The sequence below is a fragment of the Streptomyces sp. NBC_01171 genome (assembly GCF_045039805.1).
GTDB lineage: Bacteria > Actinomycetota > Actinomycetes > Streptomycetales > Streptomycetaceae > Streptomyces.
In genome coordinates, this window is record NZ_CP108609.1 from 6,553,365 (window position 1) to 6,571,122 (window position 17,758).

14 protein-coding genes and 3 pseudogenes are annotated in these 17,758 nt (G+C 68.5%); 11 read left to right on the forward strand and 6 right to left on the reverse strand.

Annotation, left to right across the window (positions count from 1 at the left end):
* Positions 1 to 267: 267 nt before the first annotated feature.
* Positions 268 to 1,032, reverse strand: a pseudogene (locus OG448_RS30445) (transposase); the annotation flags it as partial.
* Positions 1,033 to 1,094: 62 nt separating this feature from the next.
* Entirely contained in the window at positions 1,095 to 1,730 is a 636-nt protein-coding gene (locus OG448_RS30450) for a hypothetical protein (protein WP_405558588.1), read from the reverse strand.
* Between the two features lie 365 nt (positions 1,731 to 2,095).
* Here OG448_RS30450 and OG448_RS30455 point away from each other — a divergent pair, with 365 nt between their 5' ends.
* From OG448_RS30455 to OG448_RS30470, 4 genes are all read left to right on the forward strand, one after another.
* The gene (locus OG448_RS30455; protein ID WP_405558590.1) at positions 2,096 to 2,566 is read left to right on the forward strand and encodes a hypothetical protein; all 471 of its coding nucleotides are present in this window, start codon (positions 2,096 to 2,098) and stop codon (positions 2,564 to 2,566) included.
* Positions 2,567 to 2,736: 170 nt separating this feature from the next.
* Positions 2,737 to 4,164, forward strand: coding sequence for a MobF family relaxase (mobF, locus tag OG448_RS30460; RefSeq protein ID WP_405559057.1), 1,428 nt, complete (start codon positions 2,737 to 2,739; stop codon positions 4,162 to 4,164).
* A gap of 1,103 nt (positions 4,165 to 5,267) precedes the next feature.
* On the forward strand, positions 5,268 to 5,540 hold the full coding sequence (locus OG448_RS30465; protein ID WP_405558592.1) for a hypothetical protein: 273 nt from the start codon (positions 5,268 to 5,270) through the stop codon (positions 5,538 to 5,540).
* Between the two features lie 50 nt (positions 5,541 to 5,590).
* On the forward strand, positions 5,591 to 5,812 hold the full coding sequence (locus OG448_RS30470; protein WP_405558593.1) for a hypothetical protein: 222 nt from the start codon (positions 5,591 to 5,593) through the stop codon (positions 5,810 to 5,812).
* Positions 5,813 to 5,859: 47 nt separating this feature from the next.
* Here OG448_RS30470 and OG448_RS30475 read toward each other — a convergent pair whose 3' ends face one another.
* Positions 5,860 to 6,057 (reverse strand): hypothetical protein, encoded by a 198-nt coding sequence (locus OG448_RS30475; RefSeq protein ID WP_405558595.1) that lies wholly within the window; start codon positions 6,055 to 6,057, stop codon positions 5,860 to 5,862.
* A gap of 1,107 nt (positions 6,058 to 7,164) precedes the next feature.
* On the opposite strand from OG448_RS30475, the gene OG448_RS30480 reads away from it, so the two are divergent.
* The 4 genes and pseudogenes from OG448_RS30480 (at position 7,165) to OG448_RS30495 (ending at position 10,993) form a co-directional block, all read left to right on the forward strand.
* Positions 7,165 to 8,478, forward strand: a complete 1,314-nt coding sequence (locus OG448_RS30480) for a hypothetical protein (RefSeq protein ID WP_405558597.1) — start codon at positions 7,165 to 7,167, stop codon at positions 8,476 to 8,478.
* A 458-nt stretch (positions 8,479 to 8,936) separates the two neighbouring features.
* The gene (locus OG448_RS30485; protein WP_405558599.1) at positions 8,937 to 9,572 is read left to right on the forward strand and encodes a hypothetical protein; all 636 of its coding nucleotides are present in this window, start codon (positions 8,937 to 8,939) and stop codon (positions 9,570 to 9,572) included.
* A gap of 116 nt (positions 9,573 to 9,688) precedes the next feature.
* Positions 9,689 to 9,868 (forward strand): annotated as a pseudogene (locus OG448_RS30490) (hypothetical protein); the annotation flags it as partial.
* A 411-nt stretch (positions 9,869 to 10,279) separates the two neighbouring features.
* A complete protein-coding gene (locus OG448_RS30495; protein WP_405559059.1) occupies positions 10,280 to 10,993 on the forward strand; it encodes a PIN domain-containing protein in 714 nt (237 codons plus the stop codon).
* 163 nt (positions 10,994 to 11,156) lie between these two features.
* Here OG448_RS30495 and OG448_RS30500 read toward each other — a convergent pair whose 3' ends face one another.
* A complete protein-coding gene (locus OG448_RS30500; RefSeq protein WP_405558601.1) occupies positions 11,157 to 11,375 on the reverse strand; it encodes a hypothetical protein in 219 nt (72 codons plus the stop codon).
* A gap of 424 nt (positions 11,376 to 11,799) precedes the next feature.
* Here OG448_RS30500 and OG448_RS30505 point away from each other — a divergent pair, with 424 nt between their 5' ends.
* The 3 genes from OG448_RS30505 (at position 11,800) to OG448_RS30515 (ending at position 14,625) form a co-directional block, all read left to right on the forward strand.
* Positions 11,800 to 13,143, forward strand: coding sequence for a WD40 repeat domain-containing protein (locus tag OG448_RS30505; RefSeq protein WP_405558603.1), 1,344 nt, complete (start codon positions 11,800 to 11,802; stop codon positions 13,141 to 13,143).
* Positions 13,144 to 13,347: 204 nt separating this feature from the next.
* Entirely contained in the window at positions 13,348 to 13,545 is a 198-nt protein-coding gene (locus OG448_RS30510; protein ID WP_405558605.1) for a hypothetical protein, read from the forward strand.
* A gap of 108 nt (positions 13,546 to 13,653) precedes the next feature.
* Positions 13,654 to 14,625 (forward strand): protein kinase domain-containing protein, encoded by a 972-nt coding sequence (locus tag OG448_RS30515; protein WP_405558607.1) that lies wholly within the window; start codon positions 13,654 to 13,656, stop codon positions 14,623 to 14,625.
* A gap of 347 nt (positions 14,626 to 14,972) precedes the next feature.
* Here the strand turns inward: OG448_RS30515 and OG448_RS30520 are convergent, their stop codons facing one another.
* Positions 14,973 to 15,329, reverse strand: a complete 357-nt coding sequence (locus tag OG448_RS30520; protein ID WP_405558609.1) for a TnsA-like heteromeric transposase endonuclease subunit — start codon at positions 15,327 to 15,329, stop codon at positions 14,973 to 14,975.
* 115 nt (positions 15,330 to 15,444) lie between these two features.
* Positions 15,445 to 17,696: pseudogene (locus tag OG448_RS30525) on the reverse strand (Helicase associated domain protein); the annotation flags it as partial.
* Positions 17,697 to 17,758: the final 62 nt, after the last annotated feature.

Consider the following 17,758-nt stretch of genomic DNA (forward strand, 5'->3'; position numbering starts at 1 on the left):
TCGAGGAGGCGCGAGATCCTCACTCGCGCCCCCAACCATGCGTCCGACACCATCAGCCCGACTAGCGCAGTGGCACCCGACGATGCCAGGGCCACAAGTTCGCTCTCCACGTCGTCCGCCCCGTTCCCCCGGAATCCTGCCTTTTCATGGCGATACCCCCTCACGGTAGATCCCGTCCGTGCGCTCCGACAGATGCGAACCGGCCCGTATTGTCGATCGGTACCAGCTTCTCGTCGCTAGAGGTTGTCCCATATGAGGGCGTGAGTATCCGGTGAGGGCCAGGTTGTGGAGCCGGGCGATGCCGAGCATGGCCTGGTGCACGCCGTTGCCCTTGAGTCGGCAGTCCCGCAAAATTTTCCAGTTCTTCAGCCGGGACAGGGCGTGTTCCACCCGGGCTCGCGCCCGGCGGTGGACGGCGTTCTCCGCTTCTTGGTGGGGGCTGAGGTGTGTCTGGCCTCGTCGTTTGCGGTGCGGGATGAGCAGGCCGGTTCCCTGGTAGCCGCCGTCGGCGATGGTCGGTGCGCCGCGGCAGGCCCGGTCGACGCCGGACTCCGTGAACGCCCGGCAGTCGTTGCGGCTGCCGGGCAGCGGTAGGCCGATCGCCACCACCAGGCGGCTGTTGGCGTCGATGACGACCTGCAGGTTGGTTGAGTACCGGTAGTTCTTGCTGGACGCGGCCACGCTGCGGTCGCGGGTGGGCACCAGGGTGCCGTCCACGATGTAGCCGGTGTCCTTGCGCGGCCGGGAAGCCGGCGAGATGGCCAGCAGTGGTGCGAGGTGATGGAGGATGCGGTCGGCCGCCGACTTCGAGACGCCGAACAGCGGTGCCACCTGCCGCAACGTGAGGTTCGTGCGCCAGTACGTTGCCACCAGCAACACCCGGTCCTCCAGCGGTAGCCGCCAGGGACGGCCGCGCTGCACGTCGCAACCGCGACGCCGCACCAATGCCACCAGCCTGGCGAACTGCACCTCGGTCAGCCCGGAGAACGGCTCGATCCACTTCGGATCATCTGCTGAGATCACCCCACCCATGCCCAGCCAACGCATCAACCGCCCCGCCGGTTACGGGACAACCTCTAGCGGGACAGCGGCCTTTACGGAACAGCTGTGACGTTCAGGGCGTAGCAACTTCCCTCGGTCGCACCGTATTTCTCTGGATTCATGGGGTAGGTGATCACTGTCGACCCATGCGGTTCCAGGGTGTACTTCGCCGGACTGCCGTCGTTCTTTACAAGTGTCACGCCGTCGACTTGCGGCGAAAACATTTCCCGCTCACCTGCGTCATTGTCGAAACGGATTTGCGCGATTCGTGCGGGCCGCATGGCCCCGCCATCGTTGGATTGCCACAGTTCCGTCTGGGAGCAGTCAACGACCGTGCCGCTTACGGGCATGCTTCCGTCCCCTCCGCCCGCGAACGCGTAGGCGACACCGCCGGCAGCAAGAGCCAAGCTGGCTCCCGCTACGGCTAGCAGCCACGGGGGGCGCCTGCCTGCGGTAGGCGGATACGTAGGCATTGAAGGCGTACCGGCGGGGCGTCCTTGCTGCGCTGCGGCCCACCCCTCGATGTAGGTGTCGATGCATTCCTGGCAGGTCGCTTGCTCGGGTTCTTCTGCCCGGGGCGCTGAACGGTCGATCGGCGCATCACACATGGCAACCACATCGCCCTTCAGGGCGATGTGCACCACTTCTTCCCGCATGTTCCTCTGGCCTTTCGCGCCGATCACCGTCACGCAAACCACACGGAAACGGCATGACTACACAACCGTGTGAACCTTCTGCAAGCAGGCATTCACACCATCAGGCGGTAGTAGATCAGATGGGAGGCTGATCGAGAAGTGCCCTACGCGGTCCCTCGATGGGTTGAAGGGTCGCCTCGACTGGGACATTGATGCCGACGAACTGCGCATCGCAACGGGGGCACTGGAAGATACTGAGATCAGCGGCGGTCGCTGAAACGGTGAGCACCGCAGACCACTAGTCGCGCGGTGAGCGCGCTGGGACCCGCGCCGTACGTATCTGCCGTACGGGGGAACACACACCGAGCGCCGCCCTCAAGCACACGGTCTCGGGACAGCCAGTCGCGACAATCGCCGCTATGACATCGATGACGGAGACCTTCCGCCAGGCCCTGCAGGCTGCGCTGGCCAGCCGGAAGACGGTGAGCATCCGCAGCACCCTGATCGAGGTGCTGGAACGGGATCCTTCCAAGGCGGAGATCTCGGCAGCGAACAAGGCGGCCCGAAGGATCGCCGAGGACGGGGACGCAGTCCTTATCTCCCTGCTTCCCGACCAAGCCGGCGCCGACGCGTACGTGCCTACGGCCCGTGGCGCCAGGGGCCGTGCGTCGAACTACCTGACCCTGGACGAGAAGATCATCAAGGACTTGCCCTGCCGCGTCGAGTTCGCCACGGAGAAGTGGGACGCGCTCATCGACGAAGGCATGCGGTCCACCCAACAGAAGATCGAAAGCGACCCAGGTCTGTCGGCGTTCCTGCCAGGCTGGAAAGCCGAACCGCGTGCCGAGAAGCGGTGCCGCCTCATGGCGGAGGCGGCAGGAACCAGCTGACCCGCTGTAGGCAGAAGGACTGCCGGAGAGCGATGACATTGGCTTTCCGGCCGGAGCTGGTTCCCGCCTGGCGGGCACCTGGGAAGAAAGTTCGGCCGTTGCTCCCGCCTGGCGGGACGTGCCGCTGATCGGCCTTTTCTTGCAGGTCACAGCCGTGTGGCGTGGTCTGCATGACAGTAGATATCAAGGTCATCCGAGCCGGTCAGAAGTACCGGTACTACCTGCGCGAGACCGTTGTCGGTGACGGCCGCCGCCCCGCGCGCACGCCGCTGCGCGCCGCCCAGGAGCAAGCCGGCGTCCCGGCCGGGCGATGGATGGGCCGCGGCCTGGCCGCGCTCGGACTCGCGCCGGGTGAGGAGGTCACCGAGAGCCAGCTGCGGAACATGTTCGGCGAGCGAGGCCGGCACCCGTACGCGGACCAGATCGAGGCCGACCGGCTCGCCAAGGGCGACACCCCGAAGAAGGCGTTCAAGACCGGCGCCCTCGGACGTCAGGTGACGGTCACGGGCGTCGACTTCGTCTTCCGGCCGCAGCCGACGATCTACCTGTTGTGGGCGCTGGGGGATGAGGAGACGCGGCGGGTGATCGAGGCCGCGCACGAATACGCGATCGAGCGGGTGTTGGAGTGGATCGAGGATGAGGTGGCGGTGATCCGGTACGGCAAGGACGGCATCTACCGGGTGCGGCCGCCCGGCGGTCTGGTCGCCGCGCGCTTCCGTCACTATGAGGCGCATTCCGGGCGACCGTTGCTCCATGACCATTTGCTGCTGAGCGTGAAGGGGCAGCGCCTGGACGGGAAGTGGGGCTCGATCCACACCACGGCCCTGTACGAGAACACGGTCGCGGCCTCCGCGCTCTACAACGAGCTGGTGGCCGCTGAGGTCTGCGAGGCGCTGGGGCTGGCGACCGAGCCGTGCACCGTCACCCCGGGGCGCCGGCCGGTGATGGAGATTTCCGGGGTGCCGCACGAGCTGATCCGCTGGACTGCCCGGCGCAGCGACCAGATCGCCGCCTGCCTGACCGAGCTGGAGCACGAGTACGTCACCGCCGTCGACGACGGCGGCGAACTGCGGTTCCTGCCCGTGGTCTCCGAGCGGGCCCGCGCCAAGCTGAACGCCATGGCTGCCCGAAAGACCCGCCCATCGAAGCAGACGGCCCGGCCGCTCGCGCAGCTGCGCGCGTGGTGGAAAGCGAGCGCGATCCTCACCTCCGGGGTGGCCGTCGACGTCATCACCTCCCTCCTCGAGTACGCCCGCGCCGCGGCTGCCGCGATCCGGGCCCGGGTCGCCGCCGTGGTCGACGTCGCCCTGGCGGCCGTCGACGTGGCCGCGACCGTGTTCGTGATGAACGACGGCGGCCGTTTCCACCGCCGACACCTGCTCGCTGAAGCCCGCCGCCACCTCTCTCGTCCTGCGGGGCCGTCGCCGCGACCCCGGCCTGGAGGACCGGATCGTGGCTGCCGCCATTTCCACCCACTGCCTGGACATCAGCGAGCCGAAGACCGTACGCGGCCTGGAGGCCGGCTACCGCCTCTACACAGCCCGGTGGGCCCTGTCCGACCTCCCGGCCCACCGCCGACCACCGGCCCCCACGCCTGATCCGGACCGGCACCCCCCGGCCGGTCCCGGCGAGCTGACCGGGCACCGGCCCCCGGGCCAGGACGCGGGGGAGTGGGAGATCCCCCGCATCCCGCTCCAGTACGAGCGCGCCGTCCTCGCCGGCGCGGTGGTCCGTGAGCAGCTGCGCACCACCACCGCCACCGCCACACGCGGCCGGGCGTACGACGTCGTCGCCCACCAGCAGGCGGCGATGCCCGAGCAGCTGCTCGCGCCCGAGCTGGCCGGCCCCGAGCCTGACGGCCAGGAGCCGAAGGCCGGTCGCGGGGAGGCGATCGACATGACGGCGCTGCGGGCCTTGCGGGAGTCCCGCACGGACGTGGAAGCCCTCGATCTCACCGCCGACCGGCTGCGCCGCCTCTTGGACGCGTTCGCCAAGGCGGGCGACGACGCCCGCGCCCGCTCGGACCGCCACACCGCACAGGCCGACGCCGGCGCGGTGCGCCCGGTGCGCCCGGACGGCCAGCAGGCGTACCGCCCGCAGGAACCCGGACCGCACCGCGGCCGGGAGGCCGGCCACTGAGTGGACCCGGTGGTGCGCACCCGGTGCGGTGGTGCGCACCGACGACGCCCCGCGTCCACTCCACCGAGTGGAGCCCACCGGGTGGAAGTGGACGACATCGACGAACGGTGGAAGACCACCGAGACCGCCGGATGGGGCGCCCCGAGGGACAGCCACCCGCACCTGTGCGATGACTGCAAGCACAGGGCCAACACCGCCCAGGCCGCAGCGGCCGACGAGCAGGGGCATCAGGAACCGGTACCTGACGGGGGTACGGGAGCAGCACGTCCAGCGGCACGCCCGTCGTCCCCTCTGCACCAACTGCGGTGCCGAGTTCATCGATGAACGGTGGCGGGCGGTCGAGCGTGTCGGCTGGGGCGCCGCCCAAGAACCCCGTCCGTCTCTGTGCGGGGACTGAGACCGGCAGGCCGACACCGACGTACAGCAAGCCTGGCCCGGCGCACACCGGCAACATGAGCAGAGCCAGGCCGTGCCCGAGCAGAAGGCCGGCGGCACCTGGCTCTCCCGCTTCCGCAGGTGACACCCGGATCCGGCTGTCAGTGGCAGCTGCCAGGCTGAACGGATGGACCGTGATGACGAGCAGCTGCTACGCCGCCGGGTCTACGGCGCGGACCACGAACACCCCGATCCGCGACCCGACCGGCACTACGCCGAACTGATCGGCGGCCCCCTGGACGGCCTGCTGCTCGACATCACCGGCTGGACGCCCGACGAGGCCGACACCGGCGTCGCGCTGGCCACCGAGCTGGGGCAGTTCGGCGGCGGCGGCCGGGCCATGTACGACCCGCGCCCCGGCGACCCCGGCCGCTGGGATTGGACCGGCGACGCTCCCTGACCGGTCCCGGGCCGACTCGCCCACCAGTCCGGCCCAGGGCACGCTGGGAGGTGAGCAGCGTGCCGATCGTCGTGCACCGGCCCTCCAGCACGGGCGGCCGGAGAGTCACCGTTCACAGGCACGGCCATGACGAGATCCTCGGCACCGCCTACAGCGACCACGACCTGGTCGTGTTCCTCGAGGGCGCCGGCGTCGCCGACCCGGAGGCCATCCTGGACGACCCGCGGTGGGTGGAGTGGCGCGGTAGCCCCGCCCACCAGTTCAGCGCCTGACGTCCGTGCCACGGGGTCAGGCAGCACGGCCCTGCCCGCCCCGCAGGTCAGTCGATCAGGCTGTGCAGCCCTACCGTGCAGCCCCCGGCCGCGAGGACACCGGCGAGCACCGCCTTGGGGCAGGACTTCTCGGCGAAGAAGGTCAGCACACCGATGCCGATGCCGCTGACGACGGCTATGAAGAGGATCAGCGCGGTGCGCTGCGACAAGAGCGCCGGCTTCCCGGCCGGGGCGAGTTCGGGCATGCTGGGTGGATCAGGATGCGCGGACGCGGAAGAGTGCTGGTCCCGAGCCATCGGGATTCTCCTAGAAGGCGGAGGAGCAGAAACGGCGGACACCTGCGTGGTGTCGTCCGCGGGGATGTGCGCCGCGCGGTCGGCGGTCCTGCTGCGGCTCTCTGCACAAGAGCGTCCCTGTGGGGTCTCGGCCCAGCCCAGGGTGGGCGTGTTCAGCGTAGCGGCGATCGGCGCGGGTGTTGCCCAGGGTGTCTGGCGGCTGGTCATCGGTACTGCCTCCGACGTGAGTTCGACATGGCGGGCGGGACAGTGACAGGGCGCAGGTGCTTGCGTCTCGTCCTGGCGGGCACGGCTCGTTCACCCCGTAGGGCCGGAAGCTGGGACCCGGGCAGCAGCGGCCGGTGAGAAAGATCCCGGGGCGCGACGAAGGCCCGGACGCCTGGTCCGGGCCTTGCGCTGTCAAAGTCCCTCTCGTGCGTTGACGGTCAGTAAGGGAGTCGGCTACCTACTGTCTAATCGTGCTCTCCGGGAGCGGTGGCGACCCAGTTCGGATTGCGTACGGGCTCGGACGCCCGCGTGGGGGCCGGCCGGGCACGCACGATGCGTCAGCTGGCGCGGCGCAGTGACGATGTGGGCCAGGACGATGACGGCCTGGCGACCGAAGCCGCTCCGGACCCGTGGCCCGGTGAAGCGGTCCTGATCGGCCCGTCGCCCGTACGCCCCCAGGGGGACCCGGCCGAGGATTCGACCGACCGGAGGCATAACCACTGCACACCCTTGTTATGGGGCGCGCCGCGGCAGAAGTTCGCGTACCGACCGAACTTTCTTCGCGATCACCTCGCGGGCACCTCCCTGGTCGGCCATCTGAATAAGAGAGGTGCGGGAACGTCCGGACACAGTGCCGGGCATCAATGTCGTCCTTGGGACTCGACCACAGCGGACGCGAAGGTGCTGGGGCCTTTTCCCCTGACGCTGCTGCGGACCGCGTCCAAGGGCTGTTTCGGGGGGAGGCCGGTCTGTTCGTCAGATTCGCTTGGCTGATCCGACCCCTGCCGGATTGTCAGTGCCGGGCTTTACCGTCGATACAACGACCTCCGACGGTGATGGCGGTGTGAGTTGGCGAACGTCGTCTGGCACAAGAGCATGCGGATCCTGCTTGACCTGACCCGGGAGGACTTGGACCACCCGGAACTTCCCGAACTGTGGGACACCGTCTACAAGGCGGACCGGTTCTTCGGGCGTCTGGGCGTGCCGGTCAGTGAGCGAGATCTTCAGTGCGGAGGCGTGTGCCGCGACATGGGCGTCGAAGCTCCCATGCACCTGAGAATGCGGGGCGGCCGACGCGAGGCGGTGCACGAACGCCGCGAGGACGCAGAACGCCACACCGCCCCAATGAGCGATGAGCACAAGGCCTACCGGGAACGGATCCTGCGTGCCGCGCAGGAAGGTGGGTTCAGCGGCGACAGCGAGGTACGCACCCGGGTGGGCCGCAGCTGGATCCAGACCGACACCCTCGTCGAAGGAGCCGACGGCCGTCGCATCGGCTGGGAAGTACAGCTGTCCACCATTGACGAGAGCGGCCTACGCGGCGTCCGTGCCCGCGCCGCCAAGGCCACCAAGAACGGCATCACCCCCGCCTGGCACACCGACCGCGCCGCCTACGCCCAGCGCAACGAAACCCACTGGACCCGCAGCGACCACCTCCCCGCCTACGTCATCACCCGCACCGGCGACCTCCGCATCGTCTCCGGCTTCCGCGCCCTTGAGTTCTGGCACTGTGACACCCGCTCCCTCTACCCCTGCCCCCACGGCGTCCGACGTTGCGGCAAAGCCCACGCCACCCCCAAACCCCGCGACGTCCTCTTTGACGACATGGTCCGTCAGACCGCCGCCGGCACCATCGTCCCCATCCAGTTCCGCGCCGGGACTACCGTGCACCGCTACTGGGTTACCAGCACGGACCGCGACCGGCTGGACGATCTCCACAACGACGACACCCGCCTGCCGCCCGAACGTGAAACGCCCCAAGCGCGCGGTGCGAGCTGCAACCGCCCCACCTGCAAGCCTGCCGCCTTGCTCACCGCCCCAGCCCCGCTGTCTCAATCCAACATCCCGGCTCAGCCGTCGGCACCGGTCATCGAGACTGCTCCCGCCGCCCCCGAGCAACAGGCAGGCCGCACTCGGCAGGCGGCCGACAGCACGACGGGATCACTCGGCGAACTGATCACGCTCCAGCAGGCCGCCGACGACGCCCGCCTCCGTCTCCAGCACCTCCACGGCCACCGCGAACGGGAGCAGCAGCGCCAGGTGTGGCGGGATGCCGCGGCGACTGTGCAGGCCGCAGTGACCCACTACGCCCGCACCCAATCCCTGAACCGCCACGAGGTCGAAGCACGCCTCCGACAACTCGTTCCACGCACTGTGCAGTAGGCGCGTCGATGTTCATGTGAGTGGGGCTGCCGCGGCCGATAGGAGCCCATGCGGGGGAGGCCTGCGATGAGTTGGGGCTCGTAGCTGGTCTCAAGGTGAGGGGCGCGTGTGGCACGCGATCAGGCAGCAATCGAGCAGAAGAACCGGCAGTGTCTTGAGTCCTTCGTTGTACGAGCGCGCCGTGTGGCAGAGCACTCCCTCGCTGGTGACTGGGAGAAGCTCGTAGCACTCATCGACCCGAAAATCGGAATCCGTTTCCAGAACGGTGAGATCCGAATCCGGCATGAGCTGCCGGCCGAGGAGGTAGTCGAGTCCGCCGCGGCGCGGATCCGGCCGGTCCTCTTGGAGACCGAGGACTGCTTTCGCATGAAGGCGCTGAAGGCACTGGCTACGCCTGCCGGGAGCTGCCGCAGGATGCCGAGTGGGTCCGGGCAGTGCGTGCCGAATGGAAGACGCGGGTGGCCCCCGCCACGCCTGCGGACGCCGCCTACCGGGTGTTGGTCGCCAACACGGCGACAGGTGAGGAGCACGACCTTGACGCGCACCGGCTGGCCTTGGCCTGGATCTACGGCGACGTGGTGCATCACGACACAGAGCGGCGGAGGGAAGGCGACCCCTTCGGATTGCGAGACCGGTTCCGTGCCGCCGTCCCGCTGGTCGCTTGGACCATGGTCGCGACGGTCGAGCTCCTCGCCTACATCGAAGTCCTGTGGAAGGACGGTGTTCTGCAGCTCCGGCCTGAAGTCTTCGACGCGCAGGTCGCCCTGAAGCCGACTGTGTGGGAAGAGCCTGCTCAGGTGTTTTTCGCTCCTGTCGGGACGGAGGCGCCGTCCGGCGCGATGACCTCACTGCCCCAGGAGTGGCTCCCGCTGGGCGAAGAGACGGACTTCTCACGCCTGCAAACCGTCACTGGAGGACAGCTCCTCCACCCGACCACTTCCGCACGCGCGGTGGCGCCGTCCAGCGAAGACTCCGAGGCGGCCCAACCTGAAGGCGAGGGCAACACGGCGCGGACCGCCCACGTGATTCCACGGCAACCGGTGAAGGACTGGCAGGCCGAACTGATCGAGCGCTGGAGAGCGATGCAGCCCTGACGACGCACTTGCGCTCCGCGTCGTCCCGCCACTCGTGCCTCACCGTCGTCGGCGCCCCGGTCGATTCGCCCACCGGCCCGGTCACGGGCACGCTGGAAGGCGTAACCAGCGCGCCGATCGTCGTGCACCGGCCCTCGCTCTCGGGCGCCTGGAAGGCCCCCGTGAGCCACGGCCGGGACGAGATCCTGGGCACCGCCAACAGCGACCACGACCTGGTCGTGTTCCTCGAGGGCGCCGGGGTAGTGGAACCCGACGCCCTCCTGGACGACCCGCAGTGGGTGGAGTGGCGGGGGGGCACGCCCACGAGTTCGGCGTCGCCTGAGGAGCGGCGGCGTGCCAGGAAAACCGTGAACCCCGGCGGGGAATCGACGCCTCGCCGGTTCCTTGTTCCCTGGGATCCGAGCCAGGAGCCCGGGGCCGGCCCGGAGCGGCAGCGGGCTGTCGGGCCTTCCTGGCAGGATCAGCGCATGCTCATTACGCCCCGCCCGGGAGCCGACCGCAGGAACATCCGCAAGGTCCTGAACGACGTTCGCTTCAAAGCTATGGCTCTGCGCGGGCCTGCCGCCGGCAGTGCCTTCTCCCGTCTCCTGAAGTACCTGGAGTGGGCCACCGAAGCAGCAGAACTGCTGCGCTCCCAAGTGAGTGACAAGGACATCGGTCACCTCGTCTTCACCGGCCGCTACGAGTCCCTTCTGGGCAGCTGTGGCATGCTCGCCGGCACCGATCAGCAGCGCCTCGTCAACGGCCTCGTCGACCTGGAGGTCACCGAACGCATCCAAGCCCTAGAGGCGGCCGGGAACGCGCTGGAGGCACAAATAGCCCGTTGGACCGGGACTGAGTGGTTCGTGGTCGCCGATTCCAGCTTCTACATCCACAACACGGTCGCGCTCGCCGACGCCGACCTGCACCAGGTGCTCGGACTGCCACCGAACGAGCACATTCGGCTGTTGTTCCCCATCGCCGTGGTCGACGAACTCGACAGCTTGAAGGACGCTGGCAAGCACCAGGCCAGGTGGCGGGCTTCCCATACGCTCGGGCTCCTGGACGGCATCCTCAGCGGATCCCCCTTCGGCATCCTGCGCTACGCGGACAACAGCGGGGAGCCGGCCGCGTGGCGTGGCGAAGTGAACGTGGAGATCGTCGTGGACCAGCCCGGCCATGTGCGTCTGCCCATCACCGACGACGAGATCATTGATCGAGCGGTTGCTATACAGGCCCTCGCCGCCCGGCCGGTACGGCTGCTGACGTGCGACACCGGGCAGCACACCCGCGGCCGGGCCGCTGGGCTGAAGGTGACAAAGGTACCGGCGAAGGACCCAGGGCCCGAGCCGGACTGGGAGGCGCAGGACAAGCCTGGCAACGGCACCCGAGCGAAGCGCCGTGAGAGGCAGGCCGCTCAGCAGGAGACCAGCGCAGAATAGACGGCTCGCCAAGGCCCGCCGGGAGCATCTCAGTCGGCGGTACGTACGCCCCCTTCCGGCCTGGCCCGAATCCGCGCCGACGCGGTCGTCCGCGGAGCGTGCAGTTCTGCTACGTCTGGGCGGCGGCAGCGGCCGGGCAGGCCAGCCTGCCCGGCCGTGGCAGCTACTCCCAGGGCTTTGGCAGCGCGTGCCAGAGGGCTCTGAGCCAGTCGGGCGGGTTGGTGAGGAACTTGTCCACCAGTCGGGTCGTGATGGACCGGACCGCCCCCTGGGTGGCGCCCTGGGCTATTGCGGCGGTCAGGCCAGCACCGGCAGCGGGCTGCTGTGGGACGGGCGCGGGGGCGGCCAGCCGGACGGGCGCAAGAACGTTGTCCCGGGTCATGATGCTGCTTACTTGAGCAGAGGGATCGAGGACAGCGGACACCTGTGTTGGTGTCGTCCCCGTGGGGGTGGTGCGCGCCTCGCGGTCGGCGGTCCTGCTGCGGCTCTCTGCCTGAGAGCGTCCCTGCGGGATCTCGGCCCTGGCCCAGGGTGACGTGTTCAGCGAAGCCCTGATCAGCACTGGTGTTCTCTCGGCTATTTGGCGGGTTGTCATCACTACCTCCTGACCACCCAGTCGAGCCCAGCCGCGCTTGTTCTCCTGCACAGCGCGAAAAGACGCATACACCGCAGTACCGGCGTGGATCTGCACCGTTCTCCAGCTGTATCCAGCGGACTTCAGCATTTTCCGAAGATTTGCAGAGACTGCTCTCTAACCTGGGCAGATGGCCGGGACTGCCGCTGCCGTACACGGACATGGGGGCGATATGCGCAAAGCCCAGGGCGACTTCGGACGAGAGCTGAGGCTCGCCGCTGCAGAACTGCGCACGCTTAGGGCGCTGCATGGTGACCCGACGCTCGCACAAATCGCGGCTCGGGCTCCGCGTGGCCAGCATCTGTCCACCTCTGGGATTAGCGCGGCCTTGCGGGGCCACAGCCTGCCCAGTCGCGACTACTACCTCACCCTGGTCCGCGTCCTGCTGACCTACGACGCCAACAAGATCGCCTCACTGCAGCATCCGGATCTACCCCACTGGCGGGATCGCTGGCAGCGGCTGTCTCTGCTGCGTCACGCACAGAACAGCAATGCCCCGGCCTTTCAGCCGACAGAACACCACGCCGCTCTGTCTGAGCAGGTCGTCCTGGCCGCGCTGCGCCGGGGCCAGCATGTACAGCTGCCGCCGACCGCTGAGGACCTTGGTGGGGTATGGGCCGTGGCGTTCTCCCCAGACGGCCATCTCCTGGCCACCGGGCACGGCGCTAAGACCGTGCAGCTGTGGGACACCGTCGCACAGCGCCGGGCAGGCCCAGCACTCTTTGGGCACACCGCCCGTGTTACGAGTGTGGCCTTCTCTCCCGATGGCCGGCTCCTGGCTACGGGAAGCGAGGACGCAACTGCTCGGTTGTGGGACGTGGAAAGCAGGACCCTCGTTGCAGAGCCTCTCCATAACAGCGGCTTCGTCGATAGCCTCCTCTTCGACCCCGATGGCCAGTCCCTCTACGTCCAGGGGCGCACGATCCGCCGGTGGGACATCACCGATCCCCGGCAACCACAAAAAGCGGAGAAGCACTTCGCCAACAACCTCACCAGCGCCCCAGCCCTCACCACCGACGGCGTGCTGATCACCGGTCACCCAGAGGGCGTTGCCCAGCTCTGGAACGCGCAAGAACAGACGAGAACTGATGCCCCCCTACGTGGCCATGCCTCGGACGTCACCGCTCTGGCTCTCGCCCCGAGCAACGACATTCTGGCCACCGGCAGCGACGACATCCAGCTCTGGGACGTGCGCACACGCCAGATGATCCACGAGCCACTCGAGTGCCCAGGGGACACGGTCACAGAGATGGCGTTCTCACCAGACGGACGCATTCTCATAGCCATCAGCGGCGACCGAGTTTCCGATGCCCCGAAGGCCCCGGACTTTCACTTCAGTATTTGGGAAACAGCTACGTGGGCCGAGCTTCCCAGTCCGCAAATCGGCCACAGCGGCCACGTGACAGCATCAGCCTTCTCACCGGACGGCAGACTCTTCGCCACAGGCGGCACAGACGGCCTGCTGCGGATCCGAACCCTGCCCACAGCCATACCGAACGAGCCGTCGACGACATGACGCCTTCGCGGCCATCGATCACCTGCGCGCCCTCTATGTCCATCGCATCTCGATCGCGGACAGCTACTCCGCACGCTCCGAGGACAGCGTCGCGGCTCGGCTGCGCTGGTTCACGTCATCAGCCCCGGATACCGCGGCCCCCGGCTGGGGGTCGAATCGCCGATTCTTGGGATCTTCCTGCTTCCGGATCTCTACGCTGAGCGGATGCCAAAGGTCAACTACAACGTAGACGTACCAGGCTGGAAGAATCTCGGCCCCCTGATCGAAGACTCGAACAAGCCCTTCGTCCGGCGCGTCCGACGCAGAGCGACCGGCGAGGAAGCGGTTCTGAAGTACCGCTCACACGCGGCAGACAAGCCGCGCGGTCTGCGTTTCCACAGCGAAGCCCTGCAGATGCGGTAGCTGACGCGCGATGGCGTCGCCAGGATTCTTCCCGTCCTCGACATCGCCGGCGGCAACGAACCGACCTGGTACGTGATGCCGAAGGCCCAGCTGCTCCAGTCCGTCTTCGTGGAGACGACCACGCTGCAGCAGATCGTGGGGCACATGCAGGCCTTGGCGCAGGCGCTGAGCGAGCTCGCCGACCAGGGGATCTACCACCGCGACATCAAGCCCGACAATCTCTTCTGGCACGACGAGGGCCCCGTGCTCGCGGACTTCGGCATTGCCTACTGGGGCGAAGCGGGCGCGACCGTCGTCGGTGAGAAGCTGGGGCCTCTGTGGTTCATGGCCCCGGAGATGCGCAGCATGTCCGAGCGGGAGGAAGGCCGCCAGGCCGATGTCTACTCTCTGGCGCAGACTCTTTCAGCGTTCATCCACCCCCTCGGCGTCCTGCCGCTGCCCGGAACCTTCCGGGCCGGGGCCACGGGCTATGACCTCAATCGCGGTTGGAAGGGAGACCACGATGCTCTGGACGCCCTTGAACATGTACTCGAAGCCGCCACGAGAAACGACCCCGTCGAACGGCTGACGATCGATGCCTTGGCGGAGGAACTGGACCTGTGGCTGCGTTCCGCCCACGTCCCGGTGGTCAGGAACACCGGCCTTCGCACCGGTTGGGGCCCGCAGGACGACCATGTGCGCGACCAGGCGGAGGTACGCCGCATCATGCGACGCGCCGCGCGAAAGGTCGCCGCGGCACTTGGCGACCCGGCCAGCGCCTACGAACACGACGCCCGGGATGAAGATGTGCCGCACTGGCTCGGGTCGTACAAGTGGCCGCAGAATTCGGAGGACGGCTTCGAGCCCGACGGTACGCTCACCTTCTCGGTCAAGCACCCAGACGGCCTCCGCCGCATCGTCATGGGAGCCGTGTACTGGGGCCGTGAGGTCGCGTTCGTCGCCGAGATCCAGCGCGTGCAAGCCGGGGACTGGGAGTTGGAGAGCAACTGGTCCGAGACGGACTGGGCTCGGATACGGCTTCCCTCTGCTTCACATGCGCTGGGAACCTTGGCGGACCGGGTGGTTGGAAGCGTCGGCTAAAAGTGGCGAGCTGGCCGCCGTGAGACGGGGGCGTCATGGGCATGGCCCCCGTGCCACCTTTCGACGGCGAGACGATGCCAGCGTCCAGCAGCCACTGACGCACACCAGCATCCACCCCCTCGCCAAGGGTGTGGTGTCGTCCCCGCGCCTGCGGGGATGCTCTGGGCTTCCTGGTCGGTCTGCTTGGCGACGATTCCAGCGTCGCGCCCGCTCCCGTGGGGGCGATCCGCGGTTACGCCGCACCCTCCTGTGCTTGGACCTGTGCCCATGGGAGTCCGAGGTCGGCGAGCTTCTCGTGTCCGGGGGCGGTTTTTCTGATCAGTGGGTGGTGAGCTGGCCTGGGTTGATCAGCCTGTGCAGTCGGCGAGCACCCCCTGGCCATCGGCCAGCCGGAGCATCAGCTGAGGAGCATGCGCCCGCACCCCGCTCGGCACATGCCACCGCAGTTCGAGCGGCCGGGCGGCCAGGCCGCTGATGCGCGGGTCGCGGTCGAGGAGCATCACGTGCAGCCGCATCGCTGCGGACCCGTAGTGCACCAGCCGTCCGGTAGTGGCCGACCACCACCATCCCGGTGCCAGCCGCTTGCCCTTGCGGACGGGGAACGGCTTCAGCGGCGAACAGTTTTCGAAGACCACCTCGCCGGCGGCCGACGACCACCTCGAACCCTGCGTCGCTCCGCCCGCAGCCCGGAACAGCACATCCATCGACTCGACTTCGGGCCGCCGTGCCCCCACTCCGTCCCACCCAGCACCCCGCATACAGAACCAAACGGCCTATCGGCCCATCCGGTAATGGGCACGCACGGCCCATCGGTGAACGTCAGCTGCGCCCGGACTGTCCTGCAGCCCAGGTGTAGCCCAGCTGGGCGAGGGCAGCCCGCTGTGTCGCATCCAGCCGGTCACGCCTGGCTTTCTGGTTACTCAGAAACACACCCAGCTTGATCGCCGAACCGTCCGGCAGCTCCTCAATGTGCGCCCGTCCAACGACGGTTCTGCCTTCCCGCTGGATGTACTGGGTGAGGGCTGCCAGGCCGCGCTGGAACGCCTGCTGCGCCTTACTCGAGCCCTTCGTCGCGCGCCCGTCCGCCGGTGTGGGGGACGGCGCCTCGAGCGGCTTGACGCCTAGCTTGGACAGCCGCTCTCGCTGCTCGCTCGACAGCTGCGCCCAGGCGCCCGGCTTGCGCTGCTGCTGGAGCCATTTGCCGATGTCGTCGCCTTCGTAGAGGACGCCGGGGGCGATGTCGGGGAGTCGGCCGTGGGGTTCGTCGGCGGCGAGGTCGGCGAGGATGCGGTAGTGGCGTTGCCAGTCCAGCGGCCAGGGGCAGTTCCAGTCGGGGTCGATCTCGGTGAGCTGCGCCGCACGCTGCTCCGCGCGCTTCGGGTCCTTGCCCAGGCCGTTCTTCGCGCCTTGCCGCCGGAGGTTGGCCATGTGCTGCCCGATGGGCACCAGGCCCTCGGCTTCGCCCTCGCCCCAGACCGCGTCCTGCCGGGGAGCGAGGTGCCCGGTTGCCCGCCGGTAGGTCCGGAGCGTGGCGAGCTTGGCCTCCCAGGCTTCCTCTCCGGGTTCCCAGAGCATCCCGGCCTCCGGCGCGTCCAGCAGCGTTTTGCGTCGCTCCTCCAGCTCCCCGGCTCGCAGTGCCTTGCGCTGCTGGTGCACCCACCGCCCGAGCGGAAACGCCTTGGTCGCCCCGACCTCGACCTCTACGTCGTAGGGCACGGCGTAGACGCCGGTGATCCCGTTCTGCTTTCGCCAGCGGAGCAGGGCTTGGTAGCCCTCCAGCCACACCAGCGACTCCGGCCGGTAGACCCGGGTACGCAGGAACGCCGCGATCGTCCCCGCGTCGCGCGGGCTGGAGAAGTGCAGCAGGGCGGATTCGGCAGCGGCGTCAGCGCCGTCCCGCTCCTGGTCCTCGCCGTCGCTCTCGCCGCCGGCCCCGACGATCCGCCCGTCCTCATCGCGCTGGAGATGGACCTTGCGCTTGCCACTGCTGAGCGCGCGGGAGGCGAGCTGCTCGACCAGACGCTCATCATGCGAGCGCAGACTCTGAAGGACCGCTACAAGGGGGCGGAACGAGGCGCTGGCGACCATGTCGGTCGGGTCTTCGCCGGGCTCCAGGAACACCGGCACGATGATCCTGGCCACCTTGGTGGAGCCGTCCTTGTTAAGCCGGAGCGCGCGGCCGATGTTCTGCACGATCTCGACCTGGGAGCCGCGGGTGTCCGCGAAGCAGACGGCCTCGACTCCCCGCTCGCCGGTGATGTCCACGCCTTCTCCGAGCACGCGAACGCTGGCGAGGAAGGCGCGGTGGACCCGGCGCCCGGCGGTGTCGATGCCATTGGCGAACTGCCGGAGCACCTCCCGGCGTTCGGTCACGAGGTGGTCGCCGCACAGCCACGCCGACCACACCCGGTCCCGGGGCACGTGGCGGCCTGCCTCCAGCTCGTAGAACTCCGCGTCGATGGAGGACGCGGGCAGCTTGTCCGCAGCGGCCAGGTCGTCGTCCGAGGCGTCGTTCATGTACAGCTCGGCTGCCGTCTCGGGCAGCTTCTCCGCGAACGCCGCCGCTTCCTCGACCTTCTGGTGGAACGTCATGACGGTGCGCAGATTCCACGCGGCGGCGTGCTCCAGGAGCGCGGTCTACAGGAGCGCCAGGCGCCGGCCCCGCCGCGCCTCCTCCGACTCCCCGAGAACGGGTGAGGGGTCGCGGATCTCCAGCACGTCGATCTCAAATCCGGCGAGGATTTCGCGCTCGATCGCCTCGCTCAGGCCAAGCTCTGCGAGCCACGCGCCGTAGGTTCCCTCCGGGTCGTCGGCCATGGTCGCGAGCTCCACCTCCTGGCCGTCCGCCCCTTCTGCGGACGGGCAGCGGCCAGGATGCGCGGGGTCGCGGCCAGGTAGAGCCGGAAGTCCGCCGGGATACGGGCATTGTCGTGGATGGCAGCCCACGGCCGACCAAGATCACCGGAAGTTCCCTAGGCCTCATCCACGGTCGCGAGGTCGAAGCCTGCCATCTGCTGGCCGTACAGCCGCTCCCCGCCCGCCAGAGCGGCCTCTGGCGGCCCGCGAACCTTCCGCCACGCCCACCGCGAGCTTGACGGTGCCCGACACTCCCGCCGTCCGCACTGGTTCACCA

Excerpts from the sequence above, each read along its gene's own strand:
- OG448_RS30455 (WP_405558590.1), top strand. The coding sequence starts at position 2,096 with ATGACATCGATGACGGAGACCTTCCGCCAGGCCCTGCAGGCTGCGCTG.
- mobF (WP_405559057.1), top strand. The coding sequence starts at position 2,737 with ATGACAGTAGATATCAAGGTCATCCGAGCCGGTCAGAAGTACCGGTAC.
- OG448_RS30465 (WP_405558592.1), top strand. The coding sequence starts at position 5,268 with ATGGACCGTGATGACGAGCAGCTGCTACGCCGCCGGGTCTACGGCGCG.
- OG448_RS30475 (WP_405558595.1), bottom strand. The coding sequence starts at position 6,057 with ATGCCCGAACTCGCCCCGGCCGGGAAGCCGGCGCTCTTGTCGCAGCGC.
- OG448_RS30495 (WP_405559059.1), top strand. The coding sequence starts at position 10,280 with ATGCTCGCCGGCACCGATCAGCAGCGCCTCGTCAACGGCCTCGTCGAC.
- OG448_RS30500 (WP_405558601.1), bottom strand. The coding sequence starts at position 11,375 with ATGACCCGGGACAACGTTCTTGCGCCCGTCCGGCTGGCCGCCCCCGCG.
- OG448_RS30505 (WP_405558603.1), top strand. The coding sequence starts at position 11,800 with ATGCGCAAAGCCCAGGGCGACTTCGGACGAGAGCTGAGGCTCGCCGCT.
- OG448_RS30510 (WP_405558605.1), top strand. The coding sequence starts at position 13,348 with ATGCCAAAGGTCAACTACAACGTAGACGTACCAGGCTGGAAGAATCTC.
- OG448_RS30520 (WP_405558609.1), bottom strand. The coding sequence starts at position 15,329 with ATGGATGTGCTGTTCCGGGCTGCGGGCGGAGCGACGCAGGGTTCGAGG.